This window comes from Nannocystis bainbridge, from assembly GCF_028368995.1.
GTDB classification, from domain to species: Bacteria; Myxococcota_A; Polyangia; order Nannocystales; family Nannocystaceae; genus Nannocystis; species Nannocystis bainbridge.
Window position 1 is genome coordinate 3,457,315 of sequence record NZ_JAQNDL010000001.1, and the last position, 26,483, is coordinate 3,483,797.

General features: G+C 70.9%; 18 protein-coding genes. 7 read left to right on the forward strand and 11 right to left on the reverse strand.

What is annotated here, in order from left to right; translation table 11 throughout:
* Positions 1 to 198: 198 nt before the first annotated feature.
* Positions 199 to 1,548 (reverse strand): glutamate-5-semialdehyde dehydrogenase, encoded by a 1,350-nt coding sequence (locus tag POL25_RS13560; protein ID WP_272086409.1) that lies wholly within the window; start codon positions 1,546 to 1,548, stop codon positions 199 to 201.
* Positions 1,549 to 1,699: 151 nt separating this feature from the next.
* A complete protein-coding gene (proB, locus tag POL25_RS13565; RefSeq protein ID WP_272086410.1) occupies positions 1,700 to 2,848 on the reverse strand; it encodes a glutamate 5-kinase in 1,149 nt (382 codons plus the stop codon).
* Positions 2,849 to 4,007: 1,159 nt separating this feature from the next.
* Between proB and POL25_RS13570 the strand changes: the two genes are divergently transcribed.
* The 5 genes from POL25_RS13570 to POL25_RS13590 all read left to right on the forward strand — a co-directional run bounded on the left by POL25_RS13570 (position 4,008) and on the right by POL25_RS13590 (position 10,387).
* Entirely contained in the window at positions 4,008 to 7,199 is a 3,192-nt protein-coding gene (locus tag POL25_RS13570; protein WP_272086411.1) for a TonB-dependent receptor, read from the forward strand.
* Positions 7,200 to 7,214: 15 nt separating this feature from the next.
* Positions 7,215 to 8,054, forward strand: coding sequence for a hypothetical protein (locus POL25_RS13575; RefSeq protein ID WP_272086412.1), 840 nt, complete (start codon positions 7,215 to 7,217; stop codon positions 8,052 to 8,054).
* A 19-nt stretch (positions 8,055 to 8,073) separates the two neighbouring features.
* A complete protein-coding gene (locus tag POL25_RS13580) occupies positions 8,074 to 8,874 on the forward strand; it encodes a hypothetical protein (protein WP_272086413.1) in 801 nt (266 codons plus the stop codon).
* Positions 8,875 to 8,941: 67 nt separating this feature from the next.
* Positions 8,942 to 9,310, forward strand: a complete 369-nt coding sequence (locus tag POL25_RS13585) for a YciI family protein (protein WP_272086414.1) — start codon at positions 8,942 to 8,944, stop codon at positions 9,308 to 9,310.
* A 108-nt stretch (positions 9,311 to 9,418) separates the two neighbouring features.
* Complete coding sequence (locus POL25_RS13590; protein ID WP_272086415.1) at positions 9,419 to 10,387, forward strand: ATP-grasp domain-containing protein; 969 nt, start codon at positions 9,419 to 9,421, stop codon at positions 10,385 to 10,387.
* 161 nt (positions 10,388 to 10,548) lie between these two features.
* Here the strand turns inward: POL25_RS13590 and POL25_RS13595 are convergent, their stop codons facing one another.
* From POL25_RS13595 to POL25_RS13615, 5 genes are all read right to left on the reverse strand, one after another.
* Positions 10,549 to 10,989 carry a hypothetical protein gene (locus POL25_RS13595; protein ID WP_272086416.1) on the reverse strand — a complete coding sequence of 147 codons (441 nt, stop codon included), beginning with the start codon at positions 10,987 to 10,989 and terminating at the stop codon, positions 10,549 to 10,551.
* Between the two features lie 105 nt (positions 10,990 to 11,094).
* On the reverse strand, positions 11,095 to 11,700 hold the full coding sequence (locus tag POL25_RS13600; RefSeq protein ID WP_272086417.1) for a hypothetical protein: 606 nt from the start codon (positions 11,698 to 11,700) through the stop codon (positions 11,095 to 11,097).
* 853 nt (positions 11,701 to 12,553) lie between these two features.
* Complete coding sequence (locus POL25_RS13605; protein WP_272086418.1) at positions 12,554 to 13,024, reverse strand: hypothetical protein; 471 nt, start codon at positions 13,022 to 13,024, stop codon at positions 12,554 to 12,556.
* A 1,522-nt stretch (positions 13,025 to 14,546) separates the two neighbouring features.
* A complete protein-coding gene (locus POL25_RS13610) occupies positions 14,547 to 15,011 on the reverse strand; it encodes a hypothetical protein (RefSeq protein ID WP_272086419.1) in 465 nt (154 codons plus the stop codon).
* A gap of 849 nt (positions 15,012 to 15,860) precedes the next feature.
* Positions 15,861 to 16,376: a hypothetical protein gene (locus tag POL25_RS13615; RefSeq protein ID WP_272086420.1), complete on the reverse strand. Its 516-nt coding sequence runs from the start codon at positions 16,374 to 16,376 to the stop codon at positions 15,861 to 15,863.
* A gap of 1,162 nt (positions 16,377 to 17,538) precedes the next feature.
* On the opposite strand from POL25_RS13615, the gene dps reads away from it, so the two are divergent.
* The gene (gene dps, locus POL25_RS13620; RefSeq protein ID WP_272086421.1) at positions 17,539 to 18,015 is read left to right on the forward strand and encodes a DNA starvation/stationary phase protection protein Dps; all 477 of its coding nucleotides are present in this window, start codon (positions 17,539 to 17,541) and stop codon (positions 18,013 to 18,015) included.
* An 82-nt stretch (positions 18,016 to 18,097) separates the two neighbouring features.
* Here the strand turns inward: dps and POL25_RS13625 are convergent, their stop codons facing one another.
* Both POL25_RS13625 and serA read right to left on the reverse strand, forming a co-directional pair.
* A complete protein-coding gene (locus POL25_RS13625; protein WP_272086422.1) occupies positions 18,098 to 18,748 on the reverse strand; it encodes a hypothetical protein in 651 nt (216 codons plus the stop codon).
* Between the two features lie 682 nt (positions 18,749 to 19,430).
* Positions 19,431 to 20,675, reverse strand: a complete 1,245-nt coding sequence (gene serA / locus POL25_RS13630) for a phosphoglycerate dehydrogenase (RefSeq protein WP_272086423.1) — start codon at positions 20,673 to 20,675, stop codon at positions 19,431 to 19,433.
* A 608-nt stretch (positions 20,676 to 21,283) separates the two neighbouring features.
* On the opposite strand from serA, the gene POL25_RS13635 reads away from it, so the two are divergent.
* Complete coding sequence (locus POL25_RS13635; protein WP_272086424.1) at positions 21,284 to 22,873, forward strand: class I SAM-dependent methyltransferase; 1,590 nt, start codon at positions 21,284 to 21,286, stop codon at positions 22,871 to 22,873.
* Between the two features lie 911 nt (positions 22,874 to 23,784).
* On the opposite strand, the gene POL25_RS13640 is transcribed toward POL25_RS13635, so the two are convergent.
* Together POL25_RS13640 and POL25_RS13645 are read right to left on the reverse strand one after the other, a co-directional pair.
* Positions 23,785 to 24,750 (reverse strand): nitroreductase family protein, encoded by a 966-nt coding sequence (locus POL25_RS13640; protein WP_272086425.1) that lies wholly within the window; start codon positions 24,748 to 24,750, stop codon positions 23,785 to 23,787.
* Positions 24,747 to 26,480 (reverse strand): DUF6909 family protein, encoded by a 1,734-nt coding sequence (locus POL25_RS13645; protein ID WP_272086426.1) that lies wholly within the window; start codon positions 26,478 to 26,480, stop codon positions 24,747 to 24,749. The genes POL25_RS13640 and POL25_RS13645 overlap by 4 nt, the downstream gene beginning before the upstream one ends.
* Positions 26,481 to 26,483 lie beyond the last annotated feature (3 nt).

Genomic DNA, 26,483 nt, shown 5'->3' on the forward strand with positions numbered 1-26,483 from the left:
TTTCATCGCTTCCTGGGCACCGGAGCTTGTCTCGCCCCCGACGGCGGCGCCACTCGCCTCGCCGACGAATCGTCGGCGTCGCCGGAGCTTCGCATACGAACGACGTTCGAATCGCATTACGTCGCCGTCATTCGCCGCTTGCGCGGCCCGCGTGGCAAATCTGGCCTCTGGTGGCGACCTCGGCCGGATGCCTCGCGCTCACGGGTCGAGGTCGCGGTGCGTGAAGCGTCGCTTGCCGGGGCCGTAATCGGAGGCGACCTGGCCGTGTCCGCGCAATCGCCAGCGATATGTGAGCAGACCGTCGGCCCCGACCGGCCCGCGAGCATGCAGTTTACCGGTCGAGATCCCGACCTCCGCGCCGAGGCCGAAGCGATAGCCGTCGGCGAACCGCGTGCTCGCGTTCCAGAACACGTCGGCCGCGTCCACCGCCGCCAGGAACCGCTCGGCCGCCGGCGCGTCCGCGGCGACGATCGCCTCCGTGTGCTTCGATCCGTGCCGGTCGATATGGGCGAGCGCGTCCGCTTCGCCGGCGACCCCGCGGATCGCCAGAATCAGCGCCCCGTACTCGTGGCCCCAATCGGCGTCGGTCGCCTTCGCCAATTCCGGGTGCAGCGCGCGGGTCCGATCGCACCCGCGCAGCTCCACCCCGCGCTCGCCCAGCGCCGCCACACAGGCCGCCAGCGCCGCCTCCGCGCCGGGCTCCCACAATAGCGCCTCGACCGCGTTGCAGGCCGCCGGATAGCCGCACTTGGCGTCGACCGCGATCGTCGCCGCCATCGTCGGCTCGGCCGAGGCGTGCAAGAAGAGGTGGCAAACGCCCTCGGCGTGGCCCATCACCGCGATCCGGGTGCTGCGCTGGACGTGACGCACGAACTCGTGCCCGCCGCGCGCGATCACCAGATCGAGCACGTCGTCGAGCGCGAGCATCGCCGTGATGTCTTCGCGCTGCTCGAGCAACGTGATCGCCGCCGGCGCGATCCCGTGGCGCTGCAGCGCTCGCTGCATCAATTCGACCAGGGCGCGGTTGCTCTCGCGCGCCTCGCTGCCGCCCTTCAGCAGCGCCGCGTTGCCGCTCTTCAGGCACAGCCCGCCGATCTGCGGCGCCGCGTCGGGCCGGGCCTCGAACACCACACCCACGAGCCCCAGCGGGCACGGCACCCGCTCGAGCACGAGCCCCTCGTCGAGCTCGCGGCGCAGCTGCGGCCGCCCGAGCAGCTCCGGCATCGCCGCCAATTGGCCGAGCCCGTCGGCGACGCTGTCGAGCTTGGCGGCGTCGAGCCCCAGCCGCTTGAGCCGCGCCGGGTCGAGCTCGCCCGCCGCCGCCGCTGCCCGCGCGGCCGCCACGTCGCGCGCGTTGGCGGCCAGCAGGCGCTCGCGCTCCTCGGGGTCGGCCAGCGCCGCGGCCACGTCGCGGAGCAGCGCAGCCCGGTCCGGCCCGCTCAGCGCCGCGAGCTGCCGCCCGGCCGCCCGGGCCGCCAGCGCCAGCGCGCGCACCCGCCCGTCGGCCTGCTGCCCGTCCTGTCCCTCACGACCTGTCGCTTGCGTCATGTCCTCTTCACCATGTCCTTGAGCACATGTCCTCGACGACCTGCCCTATCGGCCATCCTCGAACCTCGGCCAGCGCCAGGTCCTCGCGGCCGAACGCGAGGAGATACCGAGCGCGACCGGTCCTCTCCATCACTTCGGAGCCCGGCCATCCTCAGACCTCGGACAGCGCCAGGTTGTCGCGGCCGATCACCGCGTCGTAGCCGCAGAACCCGAGGATGCTGGCGATCTCGCTGCTGTGACGGCCGGCCAGCCGGCGGCACTCCTCGGACGAATAGTTGACCAGCCCGCGCCCGTGCACGCGCCCGCTGCCGTCGCGGATCTCGACCAGCTCGCCGCGGGCGAACTCGCCGTCGACGCGCACGAGCCCGATCGGCAGCAGCGACGCCTTGCGCTCGTGCAGCGCCGCGATCGCCCCCTCGTTGACGACCAGCCCCCCGCGCGCCGGCGCGCCCGAGGCGATCTGGCGCCGGTGGGCCGAGCGGCGCTGGGCCGGCGGCACGTACGTCCCGCGGTCCTCGCCGGCCAGCGCCGCCACCAGCGCGCCCGGCAGGTGCCCGCTGGTGATCAGCACGCCGATGCCCGCCTTGCTGGCCAGCCGCGCCGCCTCGAGCTTGCTGGTCATGCCGCCGGTGCCGCCGGCCGAGGTCCCCGCCGTGCGCGCCAGCGCCTCCTCGCTCACGTCGGCGAGCTCGCCGATCCGCCGCGCCTCGGGGTCGGTGCGCGGGTTGGCGGTGTAGAGCCCGTCGACGTCGGTCAAGATCACCAGCAGGTCCGCGTCGATCGCCACCGCCACGCGGGCCGACAGCCCGTCGTTGTCGCCGAACTCGAGCGCCGGCCCCGAGCCGCCCTGCCCGCGGCGGAACTCCATCAGCTCGCGCACGCTGACGCTGTCGTTCTCGTTGAGGATCGGCACCACCCCGAGCTCGAGCAGCCGCATCAGCGTGGTCCGCACGCACAGCGCCCGGTCGCGGTCGGCCAGGTCCTCCTGGATCAGCAGCACCTGCGCCGCCTTGACCCCGAGCTGGCCGAACAGCTGGGTGTAGAGCGCCATCAGGTGGCCCTGCCCGACCGCCGCGCAGGCCTGGCGCAGTCCCAGCGAATCTGGCCTCTTGGCCAGGCCGAGCACGCGCTGGCCCATGCCGACCGCGCCGCTGCTGACCACGATCACCTCGCGCCCCTGGCGGTGCAGGTCGCACGCGGCCTCGACCAGGCTCGACAGCCGCCCGAGCGCCAGCCCGGCCTCCGGATGGGTCACGACCCCGGTCCCGAGCTTGATCACGATCCGCCGTGCCGCGGCCACGTCGCGCCGATTCATCGCACCGCCCCCTCGCCCTCGCCGACAATGATCATAGCCCCGGCGCGGCCCACGAAGAGCTGTCCCGTCATCGCCCGCCGACGCTACCACAGCGCCCGCCACCCCGGCCACCGCGGTCGCCGGGGCGCGATGCAACTCACGGCAAACCCCGCCGGGTCCCGCCCTCGCGCCCGCAGCCACGAGCTCGCGCCCGCGGCCGACCCGGAGGCCGAGCGCCTCTCCGCGCGACGCCAGCGACCCCGGCGGCCTCGACCCGGCGATCCAACGATCCGGGCGGCGCGGCCTCAGCACGAGAGGGCGGCGGAGCGACCTCCCGCAGGTCGCCTCCACGAGCGCGAGAAACCTCGAGGCCATCCTTTACCTTCTACCTTCTTAGGATCGACGTCGCGCGACCGCTGCGCCGCTCCGCGCATGCCCTCGCTCGTGCGGCCGTCCGTCCGTGTCCGCGTCAAAGCTGTGATCGCCGCCCCACCGAACGGCGGCGGCCACGACCCGGCACGGACGCATCATTCATCGCCTTCGCTGCGCGCCGCGATCGCCGGCAACGGACCCTCGTCTTTCACGCCGCGGGGGTCATTGTCGGCACCGGTGTCGCCCCATCGATCTGCCTCAATTCCGGTCCCCTGCCGAGATAGTGACATCGGGGCCGGTCCGGGCAGGCGGCCCACGACCCGCGCAATCAGGGTGAATGTCCGCGGGAACCGCCGGCCTCTGGCCCTGGGGCTCGCCGTTCCCTGCACATACAATCCCTGCACATAAATTTCCCTGCGCATGCAATCAGCCTGGGCATTGGGGGTGACCGCTGACTTGTGACAGGCGTCATCACCTGTCCTAAAAATTGTTAGCCACTTCACAAATCAACGACGTAAACCCTGCCGATACCCGCCGATTTACGACCCACGGACGTCCGCCTGCGGTTTCACAGTTTGTGTTGACATGCAGCGGACGGGCAGGCTATGTGCGTGCCTAACCACCGACTTGGGTGTACGTACAAGCGTAGCCTCTGAAGAACGCTGTCAACCGCAGTCACGGGCCCCCATCGGGCTCGAACACGGTGACGTCTGATTTACGCGGCCGATTTGCGGCGAACCACGGGCAAGAGGGCAAGATGCGCAGGAGTGCTTGGATCACCATTTTAGGTGCCGTGGCTGCACAGGCGGCGGTCGTTTCGACGGCCGAGGCCGGGCCGAGCGACGCGGTATTGGTCGGAGTCGTCCGCGACGCGTCCACCGGCGAGGGCATCGAGGGCGCGCTGGTCATCGTCACCGGCGAGAAGATCCAGGGCGAGCGCACGATGACGACCAACGTCAGCGGCCTCTACCGTATTCCCAACCTTCCGCCCGGCACCTACGACGTGACCGTGTTCGCCCAGGACTACGGCGCCGGCAACAAGCGCGCCGGCCTGCAGCTGCGCGCCGGCACCACGATTCGCGTCGACGTCCAGCTCGTGCGCTCGGGCACCCGCGAGGTCATCGAGGTCAACGTCGCCGCGCCGACGATCGACGTCGGCAACGGCGCCACCGGTCTTTCGGTCGACCGCGAGATGGCGCAGCGGGTCCCGATCGCCATCCCGACCGGCAAGGGCGCCGCCAATCGTTCGTTCGAGGCCATCGCCGAGGCCACCCCGGGCGCTCGCAACGACACCTACGGCACCAGCATCGCCGGCACCACCTCGCCGGAGAACAAGTACTACGTCGACGGCCTGTCGGTGAACGACCCCGGCTTCGGTCTCAACGGCACCGGGCTGTCGATGGAGTTCCTCGAAGAGGTACGCATCGAGGCCGGCGGGTACATGCCGGAGCACGGGCGGTCGACCGGCGGTGTCATCAACGCCGTCACCAAGAGCGGCTCGAATCAGTTCCATGGCAACGTTTGGGCCTACTACACGCCCGGCCAGCTCGAGGGTCGACGGGAGATCGCCCGGCGCGAGGGCGACGCGATCGTCACCGAGCGCAACCTCAATTGGATCGGCGACGCCGGCTTCGACATCGGCGGGCGCATCATCAAGGACAAGCTGTGGTTCTACGGCGGCGTCAGCATCGCGCGCACCGTCTACGACCTCACCAGCTCGTGGAACCGGGTGTCCGTCGACCCTGACGGCAACGCGCTGATCGACCCCGACACCAAGTTCACGGTCACCGAGCGCATCGCTGGCACCACCCAGCGGTTCAAGGCCCAGGGCACCACCGTCCAGGCGCTCGGCAAGCTGACCTACTCGCCCAACAAGCGCAACACGCTCGAGATCCTGGCGATCTACGCCCCGAGCCTGTCGGGCGGCAACGGCACGTTCGGCATGAACGCGCAGACCGGTCAGCCCGAGGTCCTGAACCTCGTCGGCGACTACGGCGCGCTGGCCCGCAAGTACCGCGACAATTCCACCGACCTGCAGTTCAAGTGGAACTGGCGCGACGACGACGGCAAGTGGAACTTCGACACCATCCTCGGCTGGCACCATCAGCTCAACCAGCGCAACGCCGTCGACGGCACCCGCGTCGGCGACACCACCGGCCTGGCCGGCACGCCGAGCGTCGTCTATCGCCGGACCAATAACTTCTACGGCGCCGACGGCGGCCTGCTGGAGCCCGGCATGCCGGGCTACCGCGAGGTCCACTCGCTGACCGACCTCACGCCGCTGCCGGGCGGCGCGCCGGGCGGCGCGTGCGACCCGATGATGTACTCGTTCACCGATCCGGTGTTGATGGACGCGCAGACGCGCTCCGTCGTGTGCCCGATCCGCCAGTGGACCACCGGCGGCCCCGGCCTCCTCTACGATCGCCGGCTCGATCGCCTGCAGGCGCGCGAGATCGTCACGCGGCTCGCTCGCGGCGCCGGTCACCACGTCATCAAGTTCGGCGTCGACTTCGAGTACACGCAGTACAACAGCAACCGCGGCTACAGCGGCAACCAGATCTACCGCGAGTCGACGAACGGCACCAACTTCGCCGACTTCCGCATGTACTCGTTCCTCAGCGGGCCGGACGACGCCAACGTCATCCGCAACCTGAACTGGAACGTCATGTCGACCACGATCGGCGGCTTCATTCAGGACAGCTGGTCGATCATGGACAAGGTCACGCTGAACGCGGGCCTCCGTTACGACGCCCAGCACCTGTTCAGCGGCGACCGCACGCTGGCGATGGCCCTGCCGAACCAGTTCTCGCCGCGCATCGGCCTGATCTGGGACCCGACCTACAGCGGCAAGGCCAAGTTGTTCGTCAACTACGCCCGCTTCTACCAGAGCGTCCCGCTCAACCTGGCCGACCGCGCCGGCACCGGCGAGCCCGGCCTGCAGTCGTTCCACAACGCTGTCGGCCCCGGGTCGTGCAGCGACCCGCTGGCCCCCGGCGCCAACGACCCCGGCGGCGCCTGTACTAACGACGCCAATCGCCTCCTGATCGGCGGCCCCGCCGACGCCGACCAGCGGTGGGCCCTCGCCAGCGCCGGCAAGACCCCGATCGACCCGCGGCTCAAGCCGCAGTCGAGCGACGAGATCGTGGCCGGCGGCGAGTACGAGATCATCCCCGACACCCGCCTCGGCGTGCAGTACACCCACCGGTGGCTGCACCGCGCCATCGAGGACATGAGCCGCGACGAGGCGGCCACCTACTTCATCGGCAACCCCGGCTACGGCATCGCCAAGGACTTCCCCAAGGCCAAGCGCGTCTACGACAGCGCGGTGCTGTTCGTCGAGAAGCGGTTCGCCAAGCACTGGATGATCACCGGCAGCTACACGCTGTCGTGGCTGCGCGGCAACCTCGCCGGCCTGTTCCGTCCGGAGACCGGCCAGCTCGACCCGAACACCACCTCCGACTTCGACCTCATCTCGCTGCTCGAGAACCGCTCCGGCTACTTGCCGGGCGACACGCGTCACTCCTTCAAGGTCTTCACCGCCGGCGAGATCGTGCTCGGCAACGGCCAGTTCCTGCGGCTCGGCGGCGCGCTGCGGGCCCGCTCGGGCGGTCCCACCAATTACCTGGCCTCGCACGTCCTCTACGGCTTCGACGAGTCGTTCATCCTCCCGCGCGGCAGCGGCGAGCGGCTGCCGTGGAACTTCTCGATCGATCCGACCGTCGGCTACACCAAGATCCTGCGCAAGGACCTGCGCATCACCGTCTCGATGGACGTGTTCAACGTCGCCAACTTCCAGCAGATCCTGGCGATCGACGAGCGCTACACCTTCGACGAGGTCAACCCGATCAAGGGTGGCACCATGGCGGACCTGGCGAGCGCCACCACCACCGGCGGCACGCCGATCACGGTCAACCCGAACTTCGGCAATCCGACCTTCTACCAGCAGCCGCGGCAGTTCCGCTTCGGCATCCGCCTGTCCTTCTGATCGATGAGGTTTACGATGCAGCCCAGCAAGCGTCCGCCCCTCCGCGCCCTCGTCCCCGGCGCGCTCCTCCTCGTCGTCGGAGGCAGCTGCACGCAGCCGACGATGAACTGCACCACCGCCCACCTCTACTACGCGGCCCAGTACGAGCTCACCTCCGGCGACGCGAACTCGCCGTGCGCCCAGCACAAGGGCGACATCCTCGGCATGCAGACTTACTTCGCGACCGGCGGCATCAACGGCACCGCGAAGTTCAGCGACCCGTCGGCGGCGATCCGGCCCCAGTACGCCGGCCTCCTCGTCGCCGAGGCCCTCGAATACCCGGTCGACGTGCCCGGCTTCACCGGCGAGAAGGGCGTCGAGCACTGGCCCAACGCCGTCGGCGACTTCGAGAGCGGCCTCCCTGACGGCGAGGACCTCTGTCACGTCCCGCAGCTCGACTCCATGTTCACGCGCCCCGAGCTGCCGGCGATCGCCGACGACCCGATGACGGCCGACGTCGACGAGACCGTCGAGGCCACCCCGCCGACCGCCGTCGCCTACGAGTGGAGCAACGCGCGCTGGCTCAACACCCCCGACGCTCAGGGCACCCAGTTCGAGGCCGATCTCAAGTTCACCCAGGACGGCTGCACCGCTGAGTTCCACGTGGTCGCCGTCTCGCCGGCCGTCCACTGCGTCACCGACGAGGACTGCACCACCACCGGCAACGGCATCAACCCCGACTTCGCGGTCGAGTGCGACAACCGCATCAACGACCCGCTGAGCCCGGACGTCGCCGACGACCCCGAGACGCCCGCGAACGAGGCCGTCGACTACGGCCTGTGCGTCCTCGCCAGGCCGATCCCCTCCTACGAATAGCGAACGCGGAGCGACTACCATGCGACGTCCGTCGAATCACAGCACGATGCGCTGCCTCCAGATCGCCGCCACCGCGACCGCCCTCCTGTTCGCCCAGGCCCCCGCGTTCGCCCAGGGCCCGGCCAGCCCGCCTCCGCCGTCGCCGCCTGCCGCTGCGCCTGCGGCCTCGCCCGCGCCTGCGCCCGCTTCGCCCGCGCCTGCGCCCAGCCCCGCCCCCGCGCCCAGCCCCGCCCCCGCGCCCGAGCCCTTGCCCGACCCGGGCGCGTGGAACCCGACCGGCGCGCCGCCCGTCGAGGCGCCGCCGGCCGAGCCTCCGCCGCCCGTCGAGCCCGCCCCGCCGCCCGAGCCCGAAGTCGCAGCCCCGCCCGCGCCTGTCGGTCCGCCTCCGCCGCCTGCGCTGGCGCCGGCCGATTCGGCCCAGGCCAAGAAGATGCGGGCCGCCGGCGTTGGCACGATGATCGCCGGCGGGGTCCTCTCGCTGGCCGGCTTCGCCGTGACCCTCGCCTTCACCCTGCGCGGCAACAAGCTCGAGAGGGACCTGGTCGACGCCGAGGACGCCTATCAGCTCGGCGATTGCAGCCGCGTCACCACCGGCGAATGCAAGACGCTGACCGCCAACCGCGACGAGACCCGCCAGGGCATCCTCGGCTCCGATCGCATGACCGCGGTCGGCGGCGGGATCCTCGCCGGCGGCATCATCGTCACGGCGATCGGCGGAATCCTCTATCGCGTCGGCGTCAGGCGGATCACCAACACCGACCTGTCGCGCGTGCGCGTCAGCCCGACCTTCGGCGGGCTCTCGATCTCCGGCCGCTTCTGAGCGTCGGCACACGCGCGCGAGCAGGGGCGCGGTCGCGCGCGCGGGCCCGAGCGGGCATACTCGCGCCGTGCTCTACGCCATCCTCTGCTACAACGACGAGAAGGTCGTCACCTCGTGGACCCAGGCCGAGGACGACGCCGTCATGGCTCGCCTCGCGGTGGTGCACGACCGCCTCACCGCCGAGGGCACGCTCGGGCCGGCGGTGCGCCTGCGGCCGACCGCGGCGGCGACCACCGTGCGAAAGACCCACCCGCCGGTGATCCTCGACGGACCGTTCGCCGAGACCAAGGAGCAGCTGCTCGGCTTCTACGTCCTCGAGTGTCAGTCGCAAGACGAGGCGCTGGCCATCTCGCGCGAGCTGGCCGAGGCCAACCCCGGCGGATCATACGAGATCCGCCCGGTCTCGCTGTTCTTGCCCGGCCACCCGGTGCGCTGAATGCAGTCCGCACATTTCGCGCGGCGCGCGATTTGGATCACGCGCGCCGACAGCCCCGGCGCTAGTGACTCGGGCCCCCGCTTCCTTTAAGAAGAGGCCGGCCCGTCCATGCCGCGCTACCTCGTCACCGCCGATCCGGTCGCCAGCTTCCAGCCGCGCTTCGATACGACGTTGCGCCTCATGGCCGAGCTGCTGGCCCGCGGCGTCGAGGTCGACTACTGCGACCTGTTCACGACCGACATGTCCCTCGGGACAGATGATTGGCTCGCCGCCCTGCCGGTCCGTTCGGTGCTGTGGAGCGACCCCTCACGCCCCCCGTACGTCGGCCTCGACGCCCCGCGCAGCGCCGCCGCGCTCGACTACGAGGTCCTCGTCCACCGCAAGGACCCGCCGGTCGACGCGACCTACCGCGGCTGGGCCGAGCGGTTCGCGGCGCTCGACGGGCGGCTGCTGCAGCTCAACGAGCCGGCCGAGGTGCTGCGGCACTCCGAGCACCTGCTGCCGGCGCGCTTCCCCGAATTCTCGATCCCGACCTTCCACTGCCGCGAGTTCGGCGAATTCGCGGCGACCGTGCGCAGCCAGCCGGTCGAGGCCGTGGTCAAGCCGATCGCCGAGTGCAGCGGGATCGGCATCGCCTTCTTCCGCCCCGACGCGTCCGAACCTGTCCTTCGGGGCTGGTGGCAACAATACGGCGAGGCCGTGGTGCAGCCGTATCAGGAGGCCGTCACCACCCGCGGCGACCTGCGGATCTTGACCATCGGCCGGCGGATCCTCGGCAGCGTCACCCGGCTCCCGCGCCCGGGCTCGCGGCTCGCCAACCTCCACCAGGGCGCGTCGTACCACGCGTTCGACCCGACCCCGCGCCAGCTCGAGGCGGTGGCCGCGGTCACCGCCGAGCTGGTGCCTCGCGGCCTCTACCTGCTCGGCCTCGACTTCATCGGCGACCTGCTGTCCGAGGTCAACTTCACCAGCCCCTCGGCGATGGTCCAGATCGGCGAGGTCATGCACAAGCGCCCCGAGGTCGAGCTCGTCGACGAGATCGAGGCGCTCCGCCGCACCTTCGTCGCGCGCCCCTGAATTCAGCAGACCCGGCGGCCACGGGTCTGCATGGTGCGACGGCCTTCGCTTGCCCCCGACCTCGCGGCGGTCCGCGCGTTGCATACAATTCGCGCTCGACGGGTCGCTATGCATATTGCATGCGAATCCCGGGCGCGCCCTCGATCTCGCAAATCCATGGCTCAGCGCGCCGCGATCAACGCCTCGAGCGCCGGTACGTGCGTCTCGCTGCGGCGCAACAGGTCGCTGCGGATCATCGCCTTGACCGCGGGCGGCAGCGACGGATCGTTCAGCGCGCGCCGGTACGCCTCGACCTGGCGCGCCTCGTCGTCGCACAGCGCGTCGACCGTGACGTTCAGCGCCTCGTCAGCGCGCGCGGCTGCGTATTCCTGGCCCGCGGTCGAGGTCGGCGCGACCTCTCCGTTTCGCAGCAGCAGCCCGCGCAGCACCTGGACCGCGCGGCTGTGGTCGACGCAGATCTGCCGCAGCCGCGGGCCCGCGTCCGGGCCGTCGAGCCACGTCAGCGCCCCGCGGTAGGTCTCCACCGCCGACAGCTCGGCCCGCAGCAGACGGGTCAACGTGTTCGGCGGATCGCCGCGCTCGGGGTTCGTCGCTGTAGCCACGAGGATGCATTAGCGCCCGCCGCCACTATGTCAAGACCACGCGAGAGAACACGAATCCGGCGGCCGCGAGGGCCCGTGGGGCCGGTCGCGTCCGCCAGTCTGCGATCATCCGTCGACGATCACGCCGAGCGAGGCACAGCGCGCGGCGTCGACGAAGATCAGCCCGTCGTCCTCATGCGGCGCGGCGCCGGGGGTGGTCGGCTGCTCACCCCCGCCTTCATCAGGCGTGGCCCCACCGCCGGGTTCGGTCGGCTGACCGCCGGGTTCGGTCGGCTCGGTGCCGGGCTTGGCCGGCTTTTTGCCCGGCTTCTTGCCCGGCTTGAAGCGCGTCGCGCAGAACGTCGCGCCGTCGTCGATGCACGCGCTGCGACACACGGCCACATCGTCGGCGGCGCGGTCGCAGGCCGCGAGGCAGACGTCGCCGATCTGCAGCTCGCAGGCGTTCTCCTCGGCCAGCGCCCGGGCCGTCGCGCAGAAGTCGAGCTCGACCTCCGCGGACTCCCGCGATTCACCCCCGGGCTCGCCCGCGCCGGGCTCTTCGCCGGGCTGCTCTCCGGGCTTCTCGCCGGGCTTCTCTCCGGGCTTCTTGCCCGGCTTCTTGCCGGGCTTGAACGCGGACTCCTCGACCTGCGTGGTCAGCGGTTTCGCGGCAGCGACGATCGGCAGTGCGAGCGCGGCCGCAGGGAACAACACGAGCAAATGACGCATCATGGGAGGGTTCCTTTCACGTGAGGCGCAGCGACAGGCCAATCCTGTACGCGCGCTCGAGTGAAGATCTTGGGAGGACGGCAGGAGTATGCAATCGCACCGAGCGACGTTAGTCGCCGTGGTGCAGCGCTGCAGCCGAGCGCGCCGGCGGTCGTCCACGTGCGCGGGTGAACACCGAAGCACGACGGACGGGCGAGCGCCGCTGCCTGCCGCGAACGGGCGACAGGCGGGCCTCGCGGCCACTCCCACGATTTCCTGCCGATGCTGCTCCGGCGATCGAGCAGATCGCGAGCGAGCGAGCATGCCACGCGTGGCGATCGCGGAGTCACCCGCGCAGCCCGACCTGGCCCTGCGATTCAGCGGTCCTCGCCGTCGCCCGCGCCGTCCCCGGCGCAGCCCGACCCGCGGGTCTCCTGCGATTCGCCGGCTCGCCGTCGTCGCGCTCGTCGCTTGCATGCCAGGCGCCGCGCGTCATAGCTCGAAGTGTCGGACGCACGCCGGACGCGTCGGCCATGTCTCGACTGGCCGAAGCGACCGCGTACGCCCGGTCGTTCTCGTCGTGTTCCTTCGCAATGGCCGCGCCGATCTCTCGGCGGCGCGTGCCTCGCCCGACGGGGCGCTGAACGAGCGTCTCCGCCGCCTGCTGCCTGACGCACCCTCCCAGACGGCCAGGCAGACAGGCGGCGGAGACGACCTTTTTCGTGCGCGGCAGGCCGTGCACACGCCTCTGTGCGAGAGGCCGGCCTACCGCGGGCGGGCGCTCATCGCCCCGCCTCGCTCATCCTCCGGCGCGAGGGCCCGCGCGTCGCCCGGTGCGGCGGCACCGTTCGCCACGGCATCCCTCGTCCCGGTCTGCTCACAGCTCCGAGAGCGCGAGCTCGAGACAGGTCGAAGTGTCGATGAAGATCGCCTGTTCGTCGAAATCGGGCCGCTGGTGGTCGAAGTCGTCGTCGTCGTCGTTCCAGCCGCCCCAGCGGGTCTTCAGGTCGCTGGGCGCGCAGAACATCGCGCCCTCGCCGTCGCACTGCGAACGGCAGGTCTGACCGGCGTCGCCGGCGTGGTCGTCGCAGGCCGCGAGGCAGCTCGGGCCGGACAGCGAGTCGCAATCGTAGGCCCGGTTGTCCTGGCCGGTCTGCACGAAGATCTGGGTCTGCGTGCACACGGCAAGCAGCAGGTCCTCGCCGATATCGCAGTTGTTACCACCGCCCCAGCACCACCCCACCGGCTCGGCGGGGATGGAGAGCGGGCGAGCCATCGACGGCGTGGCCGCGATGAACGGCAGGGCGAACGCCAGAGCGGGGCACAGCAACAGAATCTTGCGCAACATGGAGATTTCCTTTCGTTTCTCTCGGATCGCCGCGGGTTCTTCCCCGCGACGGTTGGAATATTCAGTGACCCCCCAACAGGCGCAACGGTGAATTGTGGTGAATCGCATCGCCGAGCCCGGCGCCAACTGTCCCAATGGGGGCCGCAGGGCGGCTCAGACCGGCAAATTCGCCCAAATTCGTGGTTCTGCGCGGAGCTACGGCGCCAGCGGCGATCCTGATGATTCACCGACCGATCGTCACCGCAATTCGCCGTCGCCCGCCGCGCTCTGCATTGCTCATAGCATCCTCGCGGGCCTGACGAGGCCGGCGCGTCTCGGCGCAATCCTACAAGTGCATATCATCATTGATGAAGCGACGCGGCCGCGGCGACCTACAGGAGGGCGCCGCGCACCGATCGGCGGACGAAGGCTCGCGGCAGCGACCAATGTTATACATGGCATGCTATCGCATGACAAGTCGCAGCGAATGCCACGTGTCCCTGCGGCCGCCCGAGCCCGCGACCGGGCCGCCCGCCTCACTGCGTCGATGATGCTTTTTAAAAGGGGGGACATGCCCGATGAGACACCATGACGATTCGCGCCGCGAGCCGGCCCCGCCGTCCCGCAGCGACGCAGAGTCGGCCGCGCTCCCCCGCTCCTCGGCGCTGCCCGCCCGCCCGTCCGGCCGCAGCTCCGGCCGGGCGCGACGAACGGAGCCACGACGGGGATGCAGCTCCGCCACGCCGGTGCTCTGCTGGAGAGCCGCGCCCGAGCTTGCCGATCCCGCAGAGGCTGCGACCAGGCGCCGCTCCGACGACCTCCGAGCGCGGCACCGTCGCCGCGGACCTGCGCTTCACCGCGGCGCGTCGTCCGACCCGCCGATGGCGCCACGAGGATCCGAGCCGGGACGCCGGGGCAGATCGCCGCCACGTCGAAGCTCGCGCCCCCGGACGCGATGCGGGTGCCGCGAACGCAAAGCATCGCTCGCGGCGCCCCCCGGAGCCGGTTGCGCTCCGCGTCGCAGCGACCCGAGCGATGCCCTCTTTCGCGGTGCTCCGCCCTCGTCCCCCCGGGAGCTTGCACCCCGGTGGTGAAGACGTATAGCAAGGAGGTGTCGGATACACGCCTCCTCGCGGAGACCCACGGCTCCTCGGCCCGCACACCGGCGAGCCCTGTCGTCACCGCCCGAGCGACCGACACCCTCTACGAGCATTCAATTTTTTCTGACTGACCAATAGCAGCAGCATTTGGGCAGCGTCGAACTCTCGGCGACGCGTGCCTCGCCCGGCGGGGCGACCGCGAGCGTCTCCGCCGCCTGCTCCCTGACGCACCCTCCCAGACGGCCAGGCGAGACAGGCGGCGGAGACGACCCTTCTTCAATTTCGGCGGGCCGATGCACAGGCCTCTGCGCGCTGCAGAGGCGGCCCGCCGCGGCCGGGGCTGTCAGCCCCGCGCCCCTTCGTCGCGCCTTGGCGCCCCGATCGTCTGCAACCCCCGGCGCGGCGACGCCGAGCGCGGCAGCTTCGATGGGGCCCGCGCGCGTTCACCGTTGGTCGAGGTTGAGCTCGAGGCAGGTCTCGGTGTTGATGAAGATCATGTCGTCCTGATCCTGGTGGTGGTTGTCGTCGTCGTCGTCGTCGTCGTCCCAGCCGCCCCAGCGCGCCTTGAGGTCGCCGGGCGCGCAGAACAGCGCGCCGTCGCCGTCGCAGTGGCTGCGGCAGGTCTCGCCGGCGTCACCGGCCGCGGCGCAGCTGGCGAGGCAGGTCGGACCGGTCAGCGTGTCGCACTCGTAAGCGCGGTTGTCCTGGCCGGTCTGGACGAAGATCTGGGTCTGCACGCACACCGCGAGCACCAGGTCGTCGTCGAAATCTCCGCAGTCGTTGCCGCCCCAGCACCACTCCGCCGGCTGGGCGGGGATCGAAAGCGGGCGCGCCATCGAGGTCCCGGCCGCGACGAGCGGCAAGGCGAACGCGAGAACGGGGCAGAGCATCAAGATCTTGCGAAACATGGGAGTCCTCCTCCTGTCGGTCTCAGCGCGCTTCACGAGCACATTCCCGTGGCGCGTCGATGGGGAATATTCGGTGTCCCCGCGCGCCGGGCAATGCGGAGCTGTGGTGAGTCGCATCGTCAGCCGCGATCGGGTTCGCCTGTTTCTTCTGACAGAGGGCAGCAGAGGCCCCAACGCGGGACGATCTGGCAAATTTACCCGCCCATCGGCGCCCGCGGCGAAATCTCGACGGAATCATCGCGGGATGCGACGCCGCCCGCCGCGCGAGCGACGAATCATCGGACTTCGCGCCCTGCGGCGATTTCGACGCCTCACGCAATTGTCCGTCATCGTTGACGATGCGACGCGGCCGCGGCGGCGCGCCCGGAGGCTGCCGCGCACGGCGATCGCGGGGCGACCCCGGCGGCGACGCTGGGTTCCGGCCGTCTCGCGTCGCAGGTGGCATTCACGACGACATTCGTGGCATTCTCGGGCCGCGGTCGTCGCCTTTGAAGCTTTCACCCGCGCCCGGGCCGCCCGCCGCTGCGCCCGGCTGGCCTGATGCTCCCGGCGCCACGCGCCGAATCATCGCCCGGCTCGCCGCCCCGTTCAATCATCGGTGCGAGCCATCAGCGACCGTGCTGTATGATCGGCGGGAAGGCCCCAATCTTCGAAATCGATTCGCACCGCGAAAATGGCTCCGCCGCCCGTTCTGACGCACCCCTCCCAGGACGGCCAGAACGGACGGCGGAGTAGCCGGCGGATTGCGAGGCGCCCGCGTCGAGGCGGGCTCGTCGCGTGCCCGATCGGTCCGTCATGGCCCGACGCGGCGGCGTCAGGCGGGCAGGAGCCGATCAGGCCCGCAGGTGCTCACCCCTGCAGGTCGAGCTGCAGACAGGTCGAGGTGTCGATGAAGATGAGCTCTTCGTCGATGTCGCCGATGCCGGGACGGTCGTCCCACGGGCCGATGCCGGGGCGGTTGCCGCCCCACGGGCCGAAGCCGCCCCAGCCGCCCAGGCCGCCCCAGCGGGCCGTGAGCTCGCTCGGCGCGCAGAACAGGGCACCGCCGTCGTCACACTGGCTGCGGCACGTGTCGCCCTCGATCTCGTCGGCGCATTGCGCGAGACAGAACGGGCCGGTCAGGGTGTCGCAATCGTAGGCGCGGTTGTTGGAGCCGGTGCCGACGAAGATCTGGGTCTGCGTGCATACCTGCAGCAGCAGGGCGCTGTCGAGGCCCTGGTTCCACGCGCCCTGGTCCGGGCGGCTGGGACCGAACTGACCCCCGCCCTGGGCCGGCTCCGAGGGGGCGACCAGCGGGCGCGCCATGGCCGGAGTGACCGCGAGGGACGACAGGACCGAACAAACCATCAGGATATTGCGAATCATTGGGGAGTTCCTTTCTTCTCTGCTCTCGGGCGCGACGTGGGAGGATTCCCCCGTCGTGCTGTGTAGGAATATTCAGCCGCCCCAGAACGTGGGCAATGTCGAGTTGTGGCCCGGCGCATACCCGACGTCCCGCCAAACTGCCGGCGACGCGGGATTGCGGCGGCGCAGACCCGCGAATTCGCGGCCGCGTCGAGCCCCGGCCGGAACGCGGCGGGAGCGGCGTCGGCGGCCGTTTGGCGGTGTTCGTGGGCAAATATCGCCGCCGCCCGCCGCGCTCCTACATTGCTCATACCGTGTCACCCCGATCCGGCAATATCGAGGCCGCCGACCCGCTCGCACAAACAGGTATCTTCATTGACTGTGCGGCGCGGTCGCGGCGGCCTGCGGAGGGCTCCGCGCACCCACGAGTGGATTCCGCCCGCCAATAGGGCCTTCTAAAGGGTGGATATGCCATTCAACCATACAAGTCGCGTCTATCATGACACCGTTGATTTACACCACTGTGGCCGGGCCGCGCGCGAGCCATCATCACACATGTCCCAAGGGACATTTCATTTTTAAAGAGAAGGGGTGCGCTCGGCGGCGCGGCCACGGCGGTACGAGGCTGTCGGCGCGACGCTCGACGCGCTCGCGGCGGCTCCGCCCACTCGTTTCACTGGCTCATGCGCGCCCGCTCTGCGCATCGGTGCAGGGCCTCGCAGCGGCTCGGACGGACAGGCGCTCGCGTCGTTCGCCCGCGTCATCTGCCCGCGGGGTGGCTCGCCGCTCCGGCCCCGCTGGGGCCCTCGCCGACGCGCACGCTGGCTCTGGCCGCGCCTCGGCCTCGGCGCACCCGGCAACCATCCTCCGGGCACATCGCCGCCCGGCGCCGCGAGGCCGACGACCGCCTCGCGCCCACCCGCACATGCCCCTTCGTGCATGTCCGAAAGAACATGCGCACCTAGCGCGGCAGGACTCGCTCGCTCGCCGGGCTCGCCGTCCGCGAACAAGGCCGCCTGGTCGTCCGTGGCCCGGCGCCCCCGACCGTTCCTCGCTCCTCGGCCGCTTCACGGGCTCTGGCTCGCCAGGCAAATCCCTTCGATGAAACTTGGGGGCCTTCGCCCACTGGCGCGCGTCCGCCACCCCGCCCATAGTTCCGCCCGCTCCAACAAGGACGATACCGATGTACGCCAGCCCGAGCCACCTGCCCCAAGAAGCACGTCAGAAGATCGCCGCTGCCCTCCAGGCGGTGCTTGACGATGGCCTCGACCTGCACAGCCAGATCAAGGTCGCCCACTGGAACATCAAGGGCATGCACTTCGCGTCGCTGCACCCGCTGTTCGAGACCTTCGCGGTCAGCCTCGCCAACCACAACGACATCGTCGCCGAGCGCGCGGTCACCCTCGGCGCGCAGATCTTCGGCACCGCCCGCCACGTCGCCAAGAGCTCGCGCCTGCCCGAGTACCCGCAGGACACCACCCGCGACCTCGACCACGTGCGCCTGCTCGCCGAGCGCATCGAGACTTATTTGTCCGGCCTACAGGGCGCGCGCAAGATCGGCGACCAGCAGCAAGACGTCGACACCGTCGACATGCTGACGGCGATCATCAGCGAGTTCGAGAAGCACGGGTGGTTCCTCCGCGCCCACCTCGACCGCTGAGCATTGCGTGACCGTCGCCGGCGCTCCCTCGCCGGCGACCAGCGACGCCGGTCCTGCGGCGTCGCTCGCCTCGGCGGCCCTGCTACTCGGTGCCGCCGATCTCGATGTTGTACTTCACCGTCATCGGCGGCCCGTTGTAGGTCGGGAACTGGTGATTGGCGATCGCCTTGCGCACGCACGGGACGATGCCGAACACCTGCAGGTCGGCGCCCGCGGTGACCGACACGGCGTCGGCACGACCTGTCTTTCCGACCAGGCTGATGATGAGGTCGAGGCGACCGCCCTTGAGGCTGCCGCCGCTGTAACAGGCGGCCACCGCCAGACACTCGTTGATCGCGTACTCGACCTCGCGCATGTTGGCGTTGAGCACCGGCTCGTTGAGCTGCTCGTCGCCGGCGCTCCAGTCGAGCGTGCGGGTGCGGTTGGGGTCGAACTGCGGGATCGACTTGTCGTCGACGGGGACGAATTTCTTCGGCAGATGGTTGCGATCGAGGGTGCACTCGCCCCACGAGGTGATCGGCGGCCGCATCGGCACCTCCTCCTCGATGACGGCCTGCGAGGTGCAGATGTCCTGCGAATAATCGACGACGCACGCCTTGCCGTCGCAGCGGGTCCCGCGGCCGCACATCCCGCCGCATTCGCCCGCGGGCGCCTGCGAATCGCCGTTCTTCTTGCAAGCCACCGGCGCCAGCGAGAGGCCGGCGAGACCGGCCACGATCAGGGTCGTACGCATCGCCGGGGAGCGTATCACCGTCGGCCTCGCCCGCGGTGTCGCCCGCTCCACCCGACTATTTTCGCGCCGTGGGCCGGTCTGCTCGTTGGGACAGGTCCACCGCCGCCCACACGCGGACCGCCGCATCAACCTTTAAAAACCCGTCGGAGAGATGCGAGCTGCCCGCGCGACCGGAAGAACCCGGGGCGGGGAACCTGCGGAGATCGGCGCACGCAGGCTGGCCGGAGCTCGGAGAGACCGGCCGACCCTTCGATCCGCGACGCGAGCCCGAGGCGAGCCCTCCCGGAGTCGCCCCATAGGCAGGCGCTCGGAGCGGTGAGCGACTGTGTTCTGAGCCTTCGCGGCCGGCGTGCTACGGCGTCCCCGGGCCGAGTCCTCGCAGAGGCGGTCGCGACGAAGTTCTCGAGCGAGTGGGGCCACGGCGCCCGGCCGTCGCAGCAAACGCGGCGCGAAAGAGGCAGCGCATCCCCGCGACCATTCGGGCCCGGTTCTCGGCGAGCGACCGCCGAGACGACCTCCTGTCAGCTTTCGCTGGCTCGCTCCGCGCCTCGCCGCGAGGAGGCGATCGTCACCGAGCGGCGCCGGCGAAAATCAGCGCGCGCGCTCGGAGTCGGAGACCGGCGGTTGTCGTACACCGCCGCATAGGCCCGACGATCGCGAGTCGCCTCGCCTCGCCTCTGGCTCAGGCCGCGCTCTGGCGCGCCACGCGGGTGCGCAGGCTGGTCGGCAGCGAGGCGATCGCCTGCACCAACTCCTGCAGCTGCGGGTCGCTGTGGCCCAGCGGGACATCGACCAGCAGCAGGCCGATCGAGGCCACCGTCGCCAGGCTCTGGCCGGTGATGTTGACCTGCGAATCGCCGAGCACGCGGTTGATCTTCGAGAGCACGCCGGGGACGTTGCGGTGGACGTTGACGATCCGGCTGCCCGAGCGCACCGGGCCGGCGTCGAGCAGCGGCATGGTGACGCCGCCGAGGGTGGCGCCGTTGTCGAGGAAATGCGACAGCGAGACCGCGACCTCGCGGCCGATGCTGGCCTGCGCCTCCTCGGTCGAGCCGCCGATGTGGGGCGTCAAGATCACGCTGTCGAGGCCGCGCAGCGGGCTGTCGAACACGTCGCCGGCGCGCGACGGCTCGCTGGGGAACACGTCGATCGCCGCGCCGCCGAGGTGGCCGGCGACCAGGGCGTCGCGCAGCGCGTCGATGTCGACCACGCCGCCGCGCGAGGCGTTGATGAGCGCCGCGCCGCGCCGCATCGCCGCGATCTCGTCCGTGCCGATCATGCCGCGCGTGTGCTCGGTGTCGGGCACGTGCAGGCTGACGAAATCGCTGAGCGACAGCAGCTCCATCAGGTTGACGCACGGCTGGGCGTTGCCGAGCGGCAACTTCGAGAGGATGTCGTGGTAGCGGACCTTCATGCCCAGCGACTCGGCGAGCACGCTGAGCTGGCTGCCGATGTGGCCGTAACCGACGATCCCGAGCGTCTTGCCGCGGACCTCGTGGCTGCCGTCGGCGCTCTTGTGCCACAGCCCGCGGTGACAGGCCGCGCTGCGGGCGAAGGTCTGGCGCGCCAGCATGATCACCTCGCCGAGCACCAGCTCGGCGACCGAGCGGGTGTTGCTGAACGGCGCGTTGAACACCGCGACCCCGCCGGCCTGCGCAGCCGCCAGATCGATCTGGTCGGTGCCGATACAAAAAGCGCCGACCGCCTCGAGCCGCGGCACCGCCGCGAACACCTGCGCAGGCACCCGCGTCTTGCTGCGAATGCCCAGGATCAGCGGGCCGTCCTGCGGCATCGCCTGCAACGCCTCGATCAACTGCGCCTCGCCGAGCGCCCCGGGCACCGGATGGACGACGACGCCGCGCCGGGCGAACTCCTCGTGCGCGGTGGTGTGGATGTTCTCGAGCAGCAGGGCGTGCGGGCTGTTCACGGCGCGCACGATGCCCGAGCCCCGCGGAGGTCGCAACTCGCCGCCCACGGGCCGCTGGAGGCCCGAAAACGGCCGCGCGAGCCGATCGGCGAGCGGCGACGCGAGGGCCGACGCGGCGCCGCGAGCGAAGCGCATCGAGGATGCGTGCGATCCCCGGCAGCTCGCGCGGGTGATGCAGGGCCGCGGCGCGTCGAGCATGCGTGCTCTCCCCGGCACCTCCGGCGGCTCGTGCGGATGATGTTCGGCCGCGGCGCGTCGAGCATGCGTGCTCTCCCCGGCACATCCGGCGGCTCGTGCGGGTGATGCAGGGCCGCGGCGCGTCGAGCATGCGTGCGATCCCCGGCACCTCCGGCGGCTCGTGCGGATGATGTTCGGCCGCGGCGCGTCGAGCATGCGTGCTCTCCCCGGCACCTCCGGCGGCTCGTGCGGGTGATGCACGGCCGCGAGTCATCGAGGCGGTCTGAAAAGATGAAAGCGTCACGCCCCTCGCGGTGCTCCTCCGGTGCCGTCGGGCGATCGGCGGTGAGGCTCGGCGCGTGGTTCGAGGCGATCCGCGTCGCTCTGCGCCGATGCGACGATCCTCGTGCGCTCGCGGAGCCGTCGGCCCTTTGCAGCGCTCGCGTCACGCTGCGGGACGCGATCTCCACCGGCGCAAACTCGCGGACCGGCGCCGCGGGGCGGCCTGGCGTCGCGCGCACGTCTTTGCTAGGCCTGTCGGCCTGTTGTTCGACAAAGGCAAGCTTCACCGGCTGCAGCGCGCGCTCAAGCCTCATCTCGCCCACGGCTGGGAGCGGGCGGTGTTCGCCGCGCCGCAGGGCGAAGGCGGGGCGGAGCGGGCGGAGCGAGTGCTGGCCGGGCCGGGCATCGGCGTCGCGCCGAGCGCCGCGCAGGTCGACGCGCTGCTCGCCGCGGCTGGCGAGGCGGCGGGCGCCGGCTTGTGGAAGCAGACCCTCGTGCTCGACGCGCGCCGGCGGGTGCAGGTCGACGCGCGCCACGGCCGGGCCACCACCCGCACGCTCGACGAGGACACCGCGCTGAAGGTCATGGGCGGCAAGGAGCGCGCGCTGCGGCCCGACACCAGCGCGGCGCTGCTGCGGGAGATCGGGATCATGAACGCCGACGGCAGCATCTCGGCGACGCATGCCCGCAAGTACAAGCAGATCTGCCACCTGGCGACGCTGTGCGAGCCGGTGATCGATCGCCTGGCGACGACGCGAGCGATCGGGCCGCAGACGCCCCTGCGCGCGCTCGACCTCGCGTGCGGCAACGCGTACCTGAGCTTCGTGCTCGCCGAGGTGCTGCGCCTGCGCGGCGTGCCGCTGCGCCTGCACGGGGTCGATGTGCGCGCCGATCTGGTCGACCGCAGCCGGGCCCGCGCCCAGGCGCTCGGGCTCGCGAATGGCGATCCCTCGCCGGCCGACGGCGCGGCGCCGCCTTCGCCCGTTGAGGCTCGGCCTTCGCCCGGTGATGCTCGGCCGTCGCCCGGTGATGCTGGGCCGTCGCCCGATGATGCTCGGCCTTCGCCCGATGATGCTCGGCCGTCGCCCGGTGATGCTGGGCCTTCGTCGGTTGAGGCTCGGCCGTCGCCCGGTGATGCTCGGCCGTCGCCCGGTGATGCTCGGCCGTCGCCCGGTGATGCTCGGCCTTCGCCGGTTGATGCTCGGCTCGTCGGTCTGTCGTTCGCGCGGGCCGACATCGCCGGCGCGGCGCGCACGGCTCCGGCGCAGCTCGGCGGGGTGCCGGATCTGGTGCTCGCCTTGCATGCCTGCGACACCGCCACCGACGAGGCGATCGCGCTGGCGATCCAGCTCGGCGCGCCGGCGCTGCTCAGCGTGCCGTGCTGTCAGGCCGAGCTCGCGGCGCAGCTGGCCCGCGCGGCCGCCTCGGCGCAGCCGCTGGCGGCGATGGTCGACCACGGCCTGCTGCGGCGGGCCTACGCGGATGTCTTGACCGATAGCCTGCGCGTCGCCGCGCTCGAGGCGTGCGGCTACGAGGTGACGGTGCTCGAGTTCGTCGGCGGCGAGCACACGCCGAAGAACCTGCTGATCAAGGCCCACCGCCGGCACCCCCGCGCCCCGGTCGAGCCGCGGCGGTGGCGGCTGGAGCCGCTGCAGGCCCGATGCGAGGCGCTCGGCGTGCAGCCCGACCTGCTGCGGCGGCTCTCGGCGCTGCAGGCGAGCTCTTCGCCTGACGCTTGAATTTTCGACCAGCGGTCGAAAACTGGAGCGGCAGCTCGGCCCGGAGTGCTGGCGCAGACGGCGGTCTCGCGCCCATTTTGCCGCCAATCGACGCCATGGCGACTCCTGAGAGCCTTTCGCCGGGCGCATGCCTTCAAAACGGCTTGCTGAACCGCGAAAAGGTCATTCTGGACGTCGAGCCGTCGCCAAATGGCTCTCTGATGAGCGGAACAGCCTTTCCGCGGAACTCGTCCGAGCCTGAGCCCAACTGCGCGCTATCGCCCGGAATGACGAGCGATCCGCCAGGCAGAATGGCCATGCAACGATCGAGATCGCGCCTGTGAAACTGCGGATAAAGCGCTTTCAGCGTAGATCACAGAATTCAGATTATTTTCGACCTTCGGTCTGAAAATCGTTTTTTAGTCGATTTGCCGATCTCCCAATTAACAAAATGGGTTTTACCCGCGCCATCCCAGAAGTTGCCTGTCAAAGGGCGTTTTCGAGCACACGGGCTGGCACGAGCCAGGCGGCACCGGGATGCGAAGGACAGCGGGTGCGGGATTTCCGCTTGCCACAGCACCCGTACCTGTCGACCGAAACCACCACCTGAGCCCGTACTCGCCGGCCGGCACCGAGGCCGGAGCCCCGCCGCCGCTTATTGACCCCCGCGACCACGGCTTCGAGGACTGGACGCTCAACTCCACCGAGGGGCCCACGCGGACGACCCGCCTGTCGTCCTCCGCGAGCCCTCCTCGCCTCCCCTCCCCAGTTCCCTGGAAGGACCGGCTCAAGGACGGCTGACGCACCACGCCTCGGGGCGACCCCAGCGCGACCGACGATCGGACCACCCCGTCGCCGCCTGCTCGCGGAATCGGAACTCTCACTGGGTCCCACCGACCGGAGGCCCCCTCTGCCCTTTCGGACAGCCGGCCTCAGCTCGGCCGCTGGGCCAGCAGCACTTCGGACAGCGGCCGGCGCGGCGTCGGCGGCGTGTCGGCGCCGCCGCCGAGGCGGACCAGCGCTTGCGCGCGGCCGGTCGCTCCGACCAGGCTCGCCAGCTGCTTGCGGCCGGCGGCGTCGGCCAGCGGCAGGTGCAGGAAGCTGCCCCAGGCGTGGTCGACCCGGGCGCGCAGCAGCACGCGCATCAGCGCCTGGCCGGCGCGCAGCCACTCGGCCGGCTCGTCGCCCTCGGTGGTCACGAGCACGAACGCCGGCGACCCGTCGGCGATCGCCTGCCCGCGGGCCTCGCCGCCGTCGGGGCCCTCGAAGCTGACCCCGGGCTCCCCGGCCGCGGCGCGAGCGGCCGTCCGGGCGCTCGGCTCGCCGGCGATGGCCGCCTCGACGGCCGCCGCGATGGCTTGCCTTCGGGCCATGTCCTCCACCACATGGTACTCGGCACCTGTCCCATCGACCATGTGCTTGAGCCGCCGCGCCAGCGCCCGCGACAGCGGCCCCTGGGCCATCACCCCGCGGTAGGTGCGGCGCTTGGGCGCGGCCTGATACAGCCACTGCTCCTCGGGCAGCGGGCTCGCGCGGCCGCCCACCGCCACGCGCGCCAGCAGGTCGGGGTGGCCGCCGGGCAGCAGCGCCGTCTGCTCGTCGAGGCCGAGCGCGCGCAGGGTCACCCGCAGGCCCGCCAGCGCCGCGCCGCAGGCCAGCGCCGCCGCTTGACCCTCGGGGTCGGCCTCGCCCCCGGCGCGCGCCGGATCGGCGTACAGCTCGATCACCTCGCCGCCGACGAACCACCGCCACGGCTGGGCGTTGCCGGGCGACGGGGCCGTCAGCGCGGTGTGCAGCGCCAGCTCGATGCGCGCGCGCGGGCCCGCTTCGGGCGCCAGGGCCGAGCCGGCCAGCGTCCACGGGTCGGCGTCGCGCGCCAGGTCCGGCGCCTGGATCACCCGCCCTCCGCTTCGGTGCGCAGCCGGGCGATCTCGGCGGTGAAGATCCGGCGCACGATCGCCGCGGCGCACGCTGAAGTGGCCTCGACCCCGAAGTACGACAAGCTCTTCGAAAGCAAGCTCTGGCGCCGCGAGTACGGCGTATCCGACGCGTAGTGCAGCACCCCGACGTCGAAGCCCACCGAGTTGGTGAGGTGCACGATCTCGTCGTTCGGATGGCGCTGCGGGTTGCACAGCTCGTACACCGCCGACAGGTACGGCCCGGCCTCCATCTCGAGCACCGTGTAGCCCTCGCGGTAGAACACGCTCATGTACTCGCGGTTCTGCAAGAAGGCGCCGCGCACCGTGAGCGCCTTTTGATTGTCGAGCACCGTGCCGACGCGGATGTAGGGCTGGACGTCGGCGGCGACGAAGGCGTTGCGGAACAGGTAGGTGTTGCGCGAGTGCTCGTCCTGGACCACCGACGAGATCATCACGTCGCCGACGCGGCCGTTGAGGGTGGCCGCCTTGCCCATGACGTAGACCCCGCGGATCTCGTTGGAGCCCTGGCCGGCGCGCGACAGGTGGTGATAGGCCGCCATGCCGAGCGGGTAATCGATGTTGATGATCACCGCGTCGCTGCGGGCCAGCAGGTGGAGGTCGTCGACGCGCAGGCGCGGGTCGAGGCGCTCGGGGCGGATCTGCGCGAGGTCGAAGATCTGGGCGTTGACGTCGATCTTGCCGGGCACGTCGATCGAGGTGATGCCGCCGTCGGCCTCGAACTGCTGGACCTCGGCCAGCCGCGCCGAGTCCTCGTGGAGGAACGCGCGCAGCAGGTAGTAGCTGAGGTTGTTGACCTCGGCCTCGTCGCCGCTGTCGAGCGCGCGGGCGAAGTGCCGCGCCAGGTCCTCCGGGTTGCGGCGGCGGGCGAAGTCGAGGATCGCCTCGCGGTGCTGGCGGGCGTAGCCGCCGACCAGGTTGAGCAGCGAGTGCGTGTTGGACGAGACGAAGTAGATCGGCGGGCGCCGCGGCTTGCGCTCGCGGACCAGGCTCGGCTCGATGCCCGACCACCAGCGCTGGACCGAGCGCTGGTACTGCGAATACGAGCCCGTCAGCACCCGCATCGAAAGGTCGCACGGCACCTGGGCGATCGCCTGCAGCGCGGCGAACCAGCCGGTGTCGAGCGCGGCGATCAGCGTGCGCACGCCGTCGGCGTCGAGGCCGAGCAGGCGCGCGAGCTCGGCGTGGTCGACCTCGGCCGCCGTGAGCGCATCGTCCTCGCGCAGGCGCCGGCCCAGCTCCGCGTTGGCGAGCAGGCTGTGCATCTGGTTCCACACGATCTGGTAGGTCGTGACGATCGGGACCAGGTCGTCGATGTCGCTGGTGCTCGAGATGAACGCGCACAGCGTCTTGTTGCCGTCGAAGCGCAGCGGCCGGCGGCGCCCGCGGGTCTGGACCCGCTGCCACGCGCTGACTTCGAAGCCGTTGGCCTCGAAGGTCTCGTGCGACTGGCCGAGCACGAGCTTCTGCACCTGCGGCATGCAGGCCGGCAGGCGCGCCGCGCTGTAGGCGAACGCGGCGACGTCGGGCACGCCCGTGCGCGCGCCCGGGTGCAGGCTCGAGTCGCTGAACGCGTGCGCCTCTTCGAACGCGCGCACCCACACCTCGCCGGAGCTGCGCAGCAGCGAGTAGTAAGTGCGGATGTAGAGGTCGATCTCGTCGCTGGTGGTGCGGGGCCGCTGGCGGTCCATGGC